At 71.0% G+C, this 1,360-nt stretch carries 2 protein-coding genes; both read left to right on the forward strand.

Annotated elements, in window-relative coordinates:
- On the forward strand, positions 1-365 hold a 365-nt coding region (locus AB0G02_RS40415; RefSeq protein WP_360805895.1), incomplete at its 5' end, for a tyrosinase family oxidase copper chaperone.
- Between the two features lie 34 nt (positions 366-399).
- Positions 400-1,221, forward strand: a complete 822-nt coding sequence (locus AB0G02_RS40420; protein ID WP_360805898.1) for a tyrosinase family protein — start codon at positions 400-402, stop codon at positions 1,219-1,221.
- Positions 1,222-1,360 lie beyond the last annotated feature (139 nt).

Below are 1,360 nucleotides of genomic sequence, written 5' to 3' on the forward strand. Positions count from 1 at the left end.
GCACGCTCGGCGCGGCGGCGCCCCACCAGGTCGCCCGCGGGCGCAGCGGTCCGGGCCCGGCCGACCCGCGCGACTTCGAGGAGAACTACAAGGGCAAGCGGATCAAGGGCGAGCACGACCGGGACAAGGGCCGGCACAAGGTCCACATCAACGGCCGGAAGCTCGGCGTGGCGCAGGTCGAGCTGCCGGTCGGGCCGGGCTCGGCGGCCACGTTCACCGCGGTGATCAGCACGGTCAGCCACTTCTACCCCATCCCGCTGGACGAGGGCGACCACCGCGACGGCCTCAGGAAGTTGGCGAGGCTCGCCGTGGACCAGCTCGGGGACCAGGAGCTGACCCCCGACGCCGACCACCCGCATTCCTGATCGGCCGCCCGCAGCCCCGGAGGAGCACGCACCCATGGGAACCCGCAAGAGCGTGGCCGCGCTCACCGCCACCGAGAGGTCGAACCTCGTCGGCGCGCTGAAGGCGCTCAAGGCGCAGAGCACCGGTCGCAACTACGACTGGTTCGTGCGCACCCACATGAACTACTTCTCCACCGTCGACGGCCACGACTACGCCCACCACTCGCCGTCGTTCCTGCCCTGGCACCGGGTGTACCTGCAGGAGCTGGAGAACGCCCTGAAGGTGTTCAACCCGGCCGTCGACCTGCCCTACTGGGACTGGACGACCAACCGCAGCACCTCCGGCCCGCCGTTCACGTCCGACTTCATGGGCGGCAACGGCTCCGGCGGCAACGGACCGGTGCTCACCGGCCCGTTCGCCGGCTCCGGGAACTGGCGGATCAACGTCAGCGCGACCTCCTCCACGGCGCTGCGCCGGGCGATGACGCTGCGGGGCTCGCTGCCGACGTCGTCCGACGTGGACACCGTGGTGGTCGTCTCGACCTACGACGTCGAGCCGTGGGGTTCGAGCTCCAGCGGCGGCATGCGCAACCGCGTGGAGGGCGGACTTGCCCCCGGCCTGCACGGCCGCGTCCACAACTGGGTGGGCGGGCACATGGCGCAGACCGACTCGCCCAACGACCCGGTGTTCTTCCTGCACCACTGCAACATCGACCGCGTGTGGTCGCGGTGGCAGGCGAGGTGGGGCTACGACGCCGACAGGTACCTGCCCGGCGGCGGCGTGGAGAACGTCGTGGACGTCGACGAGGTGTTGGAGCCCTTCGGCGTCACCGTGGCGTCCACCCTGGACCACCGCGGCGCCTACACCTACGCCTGAACGGGGTAAGCCGCGCTCAGCGGGCGCGGCGACCGGACTGCGGCGGGTCGTAGTCGTAGTCGTCGTCGGGCGGGTCGAACGGCAGCGGCCGGTTGGACCACGAGTCGATGAGCAGCACGATCGCGGCGCAGACGATGAC

Origin of the sequence: Actinosynnema sp. NPDC023658 (genome assembly GCF_040639995.1) — a bacterium.
GTDB lineage: Bacteria > Actinomycetota > Actinomycetes > Mycobacteriales > Pseudonocardiaceae > Actinosynnema.

Coding starts and splice junctions, on each gene's coding strand:
- AB0G02_RS40420 (WP_360805898.1), top strand. CDS start 400: ATGGGAACCCGCAAGAGCGTGGCCGCGCTCACCGCCACCGAGAGGTCG.